The organism is Rhizobium sp. FKL33 (assembly GCF_005222915.1).
Classification (GTDB): Bacteria; Pseudomonadota; Alphaproteobacteria; order Rhizobiales; family Rhizobiaceae; genus Rhizobium_E.
In genome coordinates this window covers 22630-29745 of the sequence record NZ_STFX01000002.1, presented here as the reverse complement: position 1 = coordinate 29745, position 7116 = coordinate 22630, and the positions used below count along the sequence as shown (strand labels likewise).

Annotated in this window: 5 protein-coding genes and 3 pseudogenes; 5 read left to right on the top strand and 3 right to left on the bottom strand. The window is 54.6% G+C overall.

Translation table 11 applies throughout. The annotated features are described in order from the left end of the window. The 3 genes and pseudogenes from E8Q41_RS25445 to E8Q41_RS01425 all read left to right on the top strand — a co-directional run. Positions 1-708 (top strand): annotated as a pseudogene (locus E8Q41_RS25445) (hypothetical protein); the annotation flags it as partial. Between the two features lie 1382 nt (positions 709-2090). Further along, on the top strand, positions 2091-2897 hold the full coding sequence (locus E8Q41_RS01430) for a hypothetical protein (RefSeq protein ID WP_137153721.1): 807 nt from the start codon (positions 2091-2093) through the stop codon (positions 2895-2897). Continuing rightward, a complete protein-coding gene (locus E8Q41_RS01425) occupies positions 2884-3474 on the top strand; it encodes a hypothetical protein (RefSeq protein ID WP_137153720.1) in 591 nt (196 codons plus the stop codon). Before E8Q41_RS01430 ends, E8Q41_RS01425 begins: the two co-directional genes overlap by 14 nt. Positions 3475-3953: 479 nt before the next feature. On the opposite strand, the gene E8Q41_RS01415 is transcribed toward E8Q41_RS01425, so the two are convergent. Next, entirely contained in the window at positions 3954-4985 is a 1032-nt protein-coding gene (locus E8Q41_RS01415) for an IS110 family transposase (protein ID WP_137153718.1), read from the bottom strand. Between the two features lie 104 nt (positions 4986-5089). Beyond that, a pseudogene (locus E8Q41_RS01410) lies at positions 5090-5557 on the bottom strand (transposase); the annotation flags it as partial. On the opposite strand from E8Q41_RS01410, the pseudogene E8Q41_RS01405 reads away from it, so the two are divergent. Then, a pseudogene (locus E8Q41_RS01405) lies at positions 5551-5928 on the top strand (transposase); the annotation flags it as partial. The pseudogenes E8Q41_RS01410 and E8Q41_RS01405 overlap by 7 nt on opposite strands. Positions 5929-6318: 390 nt before the next feature. Next, complete coding sequence (locus E8Q41_RS01400) at positions 6319-6720, top strand: IS5 family transposase (RefSeq protein ID WP_246660044.1); 402 nt, start codon at positions 6319-6321, stop codon at positions 6718-6720. Here the strand turns inward: E8Q41_RS01400 and E8Q41_RS01395 are convergent. After that, on the bottom strand, positions 6698-6979 hold the full coding sequence (locus E8Q41_RS01395) for a hypothetical protein (RefSeq protein ID WP_137153717.1): 282 nt from the start codon (positions 6977-6979) through the stop codon (positions 6698-6700). The genes E8Q41_RS01400 and E8Q41_RS01395 overlap by 23 nt on opposite strands. Between the last annotated feature and the right edge of the window lie 137 nt (positions 6980-7116).

The window sequence follows — 7116 nt, the reverse complement described above, 5'->3', positions numbered from 1 at the left end:
AGCGGAAGCACTGTCCCGTATTTACTGAAATCGCTGTCCGCGAATTACCGGAATCCCTGTCCCGGAATTCGTGAAACACGCATCTCGACCTGGCTGGAACAGGCGGGAGCCGGAAACGCCATCGCCGAGGCACTCCACCGGCTCAACGATCTCAAGGACGACCTCGCTTCGCCCGATCCGTTCCGCCGTCGGGATTGCATCCGCCTGATCTTCAAGGCGATCACGGTCGCTCCCAGCGACATCCGATTCGACGTCAACCGCGACGCGCTGATCAAGGCTTTGATCCCTGAAGATCAACAAGGCGTCGCAAAACCAACAATCCCCACCGACGATCCCCAGGATGACAAAACCTCCATCATCACCGTGCCGATGACCATGAAGCGCCGCGGCGTCGAGATGCGGATGGTGGTTCAAGCAGGCGCGGGACGAGAGCCGGATCAGGCGCTGATCGATCTCATCGCCAGATCGCACATCTATCTCAACCGCCTCACCAATGGCTCAGCATCATCGATCGCCGAACTCGCCGATCAGCTCGGGGTGCATCGCGCCGATATCAGCCGCATTCTACCGCTGGCCTTCCTGTCGCCGCAGCTGACCGAATCGATTCTCTCCGGTCGTCAGCCTGCCGATCTCACCGTCCGCACGCTCTCACGGCTGGTGGATATTCCCGCAAGCTGGGCAGAGCAGGCCACGCTGCTCGGCGGGTAAAAATACCACAACGCATTCCCAAACGATCATCCACAGTCCGTGTCGTCCTGGCGCGGGCTGTCTCGTTCCAGGTAGACTTATCCAGACCATCACGTCCACCCGGCAAAATTAGTGGACGCAGGTGAGGGCCGACAGAGACTGTGGCCGGGAGAGGGCGGAAAGAGAGGAGATATGGCCAGGCGTCGAGTGGAGATAATGAGACAGCCGCCGCTAACCCACGGAAATGTCGGGTCTCTTTGGAACAGAGCAGTTTCGATGAGTTCTGGGAAGTAAATTTGGTGGAGTAGCCAGTTCCACCAGTTTTGGTCTGGAAACAGGCCAGATCCGCCGGGGGCAAGGTCTCAAATACAGTAATAAAAATCAAACATATAGGAGAATTCGGAGCTTTCAGGTCCGGACAATGCCGCCAGAAAACAGGTCAAACCGTTGTCGTTATGTGGGATCGGATTGCTGTTCCGTGAGATAAGGTTGCCGTTAGCTGAGCCGGCTTTGCAGTCTTTAGAGATGACATTGCGGACGAGCGAGTAGCCGTTGCCGCCTTACGAACGCGCATTGCCGCAAACCGGATCGTCTTTGCAATATGGCGTATGCGGATTGTCATTATCCGAGATCGCTCCAGTAAGGGGCTTGCGACGGCCATTTTGGTCGGACGGTTTAACATCTAGTCTGCAACAACTGGGGTCATTCTTCCTCGCCGAAAGGGGTCAAAGTGCGCAGCGCTTAAACACACCGAAGATCGTATATCCCCATTTCAGACGAACCTCAGAGCGATCACTCGGCCCTTCCCGTTCGCATCGACGGCAAACACCCCCAAGAGCAATGATTTGCTGCAGGTCGTCGAGGGCGGTTTGTACCTTCACTGCATCCGTAAAATAATTCGTCTTGTTTAGCATTGCGAGATGATTATCATGCTCAACTATGACGATAACAACTGCATGGGAACGGATATTACCAAGTGGCACAGAGCTTGTGTTTTGCTCCGATAGTCGACTCTCTGGTGGAGGGAATATCGATGTCTGCCAAAAGGTCTTTCCCCTTCCAAGAGAAGACGCAGCCGTTGGTTTTTGTGGCAGTACACTGCTAGCCTACCCGGTCATTCATCAGTTCGTCGGCTACGTCCGTCATTACAAGAAGAACATGGACCGGGCGCTCGATGGTTCCGAATTGCCACGACGCTTTGCGGCCTTAACCTGACACGATTTCCGTACAGGATTCGATGTCCGGTTTCCGGTCGTTTTTCTTACATCACTGCGAGAGATGGTTTGGTCCTTCATCACTTTGACGCTTATGCTGCAGGAATTTCACAGCGCCGAACCGCTGCTCCGCGCCATTGACAACTCACGGTTAACGGGTAATTTCTTATCATTGCACGGGAGGGCGACATGCAAAGATGTTTTTCGAATTCAATTCTTGCTCTGCTTTTATGTAGTGGAACTGCCCAAGCAAGCGATGCCGTTAGGGTAACTGACCGTGAAGCCTACTTAAATATAAGAAAGTTAGTATTTGAGAAAATCGCGAGTTTGCCCCCTAAGGAGTCGCCAATAAACAAGCTGGTGATCGAACCCGGGCATAAGATTGATGGCATCGAGCTCTTGCCTTGCGGTGGGGTAGCGGAATTTTGGGGAATATCAGAGGCCACATATGACCTGGTTGAAATAGCCGGTCTAATGGGAGAGTGGGCTGACTCGCTTCGAACAGTCGGTTATCCAGAGGATGCCTATCTCCCAGCGCTGAACATAGTCGAACAAAGATACCTGGAGCGGGCAGAGGTGAAGCCGTTATTGGACTTCGACGACTTTGAAAAATTTGCAGACGATCAGGTCAGATTTGTCGTTTCCTCAATAAAAAAATGGCGTAAGCGCGAAAATTCGAGTCTCCCGCAAGTCGACGCTACGGATGATTGCGGCGCAGGCGGGGCCCTTCCCGTTGAATTTCGGCCTGACCCGCCCGGCGGCCAGATCTTTGTAATTACAGAGTTCGAGTATGAACTCTGCGCTCTAAATAATGGGGATCCAACTGATCGGAGCAAATGTCGTTTTTGGAGACAGGCTAAAAGTTCAGAGTACGTTGCAGGTTGGAACTATGTTCAGGGGGAGTGGGCTTCAGGGCTTCTCAAGCCAAGCCGTATGAATTTCGATGATGTGTCTCCCGGTCAGATAATTATGGTTCGCCTCCATGACGGAAAATAACCATCGGAGTGGTTTTGACGATTTCAGCGACCTTCTAAAACGATATGGCCAGACGATTTTGTGGATCACAGGCTCGTCAGTAGTGCTTCCCGCTGCTGCGTATAATGTTGAAATTCTACCACCTTGGCCTAGTGGTGGCGTGTTAATTACCGCGATACTTCAATTAGTAGTGATGGCTGTAATATTTCAATTTACGCAACTTGCGAGAAGGAGGGTAGTAACATGGGCAATCGGTATGGCATTTATCTTGCTTGTTAGCCTTAGTTTTGGGTACTTCTACTTTCTATCTACTTTAACATTTACAGGTGGGCCAGCGAGAGAGCGGCAGGTGAAAGGTTTTGAATGCAGCGCGGAAGCTCTCAGTATTCCTAAATATGCCACTAAATGCCCGGAGCTTACTGACCAGCTAATTGCGACAGCGAGCAAAGCTGATGATCTCTGGACCAGCCAATCAATCACCAAAGCACGAATGCTTCTTTTGGCTCTGTGGTTAGCAGCATATGGCTTTTTCTCTGCCATATTGGTTTTGTTGATTACGTTCCAAAGCACTCAGCGAGGGCGATTTTTGCCAGGTTGAATCAATCCGGAATCATTCGACGACGGACAATTTGGCCTGAAGATGACCGCCTCCCTCGCTAGTGAGGGGGCAGTCGGCAGACCCCAACGGAGTTGTCCCCGTGAAATCGTCCGGCTGATGGCCTCCTCGAAGAGTCGACACTATCGAAGATAGTGGTAGTCTGTGTTTCGGCGCGGTCTTTGACCCCACTATAGGCGTGGAACGGTGGCTCTGACGCATATGTGGAACGGCCCGGTTAGCAAGGCATTTGTTGCATAAATCCACATTGGACGGTGCAGTCATATGTCCGGCCTGTTTGCGCGGCCATCGACCGCTGGCCACGATGAGATCCGCGATGCCGATCGCCTAATCAATTTTGCGCGCTCAAAGGCGCCCTACGTCAGACGGTCTGATCGGCGTCGAGGTTGCGTCCCTCAGGTTCATCATGTTTTGGCACCTTGCCACTTTATCCCAATGCCTTGGCTTTGGGAATTTGGTCTCTAAGCAGCCACGGATGACGACGGAGGTTGATAGATTCCGCCCTTGACAAGCAAAGCCCAAATTGTGCGCGCCATCTTGTTCGCGAGTGCTACGGCGACGACCTTGTAGGGGCGGCGCGCAATCAGGGAGACCACCCAGGCAGGCAACTTCACGCCTCGGCGAACCTGTTTGAGAATTGATGTCGCTCCAACAATTAAGAGAGTTCGCAACTGCTTATTGCCCTGCTTTGATATCTTGCCGAGCCGCTCTTTTCCTCCGCTGGAATTTGCCCTTGGTGTGATGCCGATCCATGCCGCCAAGTCCCGCCCCGTTCGAAAGGCTGCAGGATCTGGGACAGCCGCACGGACGGTTGCCGCGATGATTGGCCCTACACCAGGGGTGGTCGTCAGCCGACGAGCAGCCTCATCGGCTTTCACCGCCGCGACAATCTTGCTGTCGAGCGCCTCAACTCTTGTCGTCAGCTTTTCGATCTGCTCGGCCATCTCCAGAAGTGCGGTTCTTGCCGAGTTCGGTAGACGTTGGTCTCGATCATCGCGCAAAACGGCAATGAGCTTGGCTATGCTCGTCATTCCAGTAGCAGCAATAATCCCGAGTTCAGCCATGTGGGCACGCATGGCGTTTGCAGTCTGGCTTCGCTGACGCACGAATAGCTCTCTGGTCTTCAAGACCATGTTTGCGGCCTGTTCCTCAGGTGATTTGATCGGTACAAAGCGCATTGTCGGACGTGTTACCGCCTCACAGATTGCTTCCGCATCGGCGGCATCGGTCTTGTTCCGCTTGACGTAGGGCTTCACATAGGCCGGTGGCATTATCCGCACCGAATGACCGAATTCACTGATCGCGTTGGCCCAGTAGTGGGCACTTCCGCAAGCCTCGATACCGACCAGGCAGGGGGCGATGTTACGGAAGAACTCCAACACCTGTGATCGCCGCAAGGCACGTCGGACAGCGATTTGTCCGTCTTCAGTGATGGCGTGGACTTGAAAGACTGACTTGGCCAGATCAAGTCCGATTGTGGTAATCTTCACCATGGAACGGTTCCTTCTCTCTTGTGGCGATTGGCGTCACCACGATAGGCATCCTCGATGCCGGTGCGAAGGGCCGTTCCACACCATCAGTTTTGGTGGTCCGAGGTCTATCCGGCGCCAATGACACGGGCCTGAAGGAGGTCAATTTTCCCTCGGCCGTACATCTGGCGTTTTACAAGCTTGAGCTTGGTAATCTGCCCCTCTGTCTGTCCATTTGACCAGGGCAAACTGATCGCGGCACTCACGGCTGCCCGGTCTTTGGCGACACCATTGGCGAAGGCCGCGACCAGGCTTGATCGGGCGCGTTCCAACCACGGTTCGAGATCGGCGAGAGATTTCTTGCGGATCATGGCTTGGAAAGCGGCGACGACTTCCCGCGCTTCGACGAGTTGCGGCACGCCGTCTTCAATCGTGGCAACCGTAACGGTCTGAGACTTGGAGAGATCGCCGCGACCGATGGTCATGAGGCGTGCGACAGCCCGTGCCGACGGCGTACGGCTCAACGCCTCGCAATCCATCTTTTCCGCCTTTCGTCGACGGGTCGCCCATTCGGTTACGACGCGAAGGCATCCCCGGCGTTGGTCCGATCATTGCAACGACTGTTCGTGCCGCGGTTCAGGATCCGGCAACCTTTCGAACAGGGCGGGATTTGGCGGCCTGGATCGGCATCACGCCAAGAGCGAATTCCAGCGGAGGGAAGGAGCGGCTTGGCAAGATCTCCAAGCGCGGCAATAAGCAGCTACGAACGCTTTTGATTGTCGGTGCGACGTCGGTCCTGAAACAGGCCCGCAGAGGTTCAAAGCTGCCTGGCTGGATCGCATCAATAATGGCTCGTCGGCCCTACAAGGTGGCCGCCGTAGCGTTGGCCAACAAGATCGCCCGAACCATATGGGCGCTCCTCGTTAAGGGCGGCATATACCAGGCGCCGGCGATGGAAAAGGCGTAGGAAGAAAATTCCCGGCGTTTAGGCGTCGGGATAAGGCGGCAAGGTACGAAAGCGTGATGAACCCGAGGGGCGACACCTCGATGTCGATCAGACCGTCTGACTCAGTGCGCCTTTGAGCGCGTGAAAGTGATTAGGCGATCGACATCGCGGATCTCATCGTGGCCAGCGGTCGATGACCGCGCTGATAGGCCGGACATATGACTGCACCGTCCGGAGGTGATTTGCGCAGAAAAATCTTGCCAACCGGGCCGTTCCACATATGAGTCAGAGCCACCGTTCCACGCCTATAGTGGGGTCAAAGACCGCGCCGAAACACACTCAGGCTGCGGGCGCTAAAGGGGGACTCATAAGGAGGCTTTTGGTCGATCACGCGGCGGCTTTACGACAAAAATCCACGCCCGATCAGACGGTCAGGGCCGCCCTCTTGGCTTTGTCCTGACGGGTGGAGAAGCTTCTGATTACAATGCCGTTCCCGCCCTGCTAGCGATGCCGGTGGGCAATCCGAAATTGTTTCTTGCCGACAAAGGATATGACGGCGATTTCCTTCGCGAGGAATTGTTGATCCATGGTATCAGACCCGTGATCCCGCCGAAGGCCAACCGAAAGAACCCGCCAGACTGCGACTTCAAGGCCTACAAAGACCGAAACCGCATCGAGCGAATGTTCAACCGTCTCAAGCAGTTCCGGCGGATCGCAACCCGCTATGACAAAACCCGAAAATCATTCGAAGCCTTCCTGGTGTTGGCCTCAGTCAAACTCTGGTTGCCGTTCATTCACGTGAGGGCTTTTTAGGTCGCTCTTTTTCCGCGCCCCAAAAAACAAGGCGGGCCTCCGGGGCTTCTTTGACAACACGAATTTCCATCTGATCCCGAAGTTCTCTGCGAAATCGCGAAGCGTTGCGGGCTCCCCATACGCCGATAAAGCACTCACGCGTGGCTTCGTTTTTGAAAGCGGCCGCGCCACCAAAGGCTGAAGACAATCCGCCCTCACCGACTACACCACCGTTGCCATACACCGACGTCACCGCTTCTAGCGGCGCGGCACTGATCACGGTATCGCCAGAAGGGGCGAAACCCGCACTTCGGAAAAGAAAAACAGAACACGGAGAATTTGCTATTCGGTGAGCATAGCTCGCAGATGATCGTTCGCAACCTCATCATGGAACTTTGTCAACAGGGCCTAGCAAAA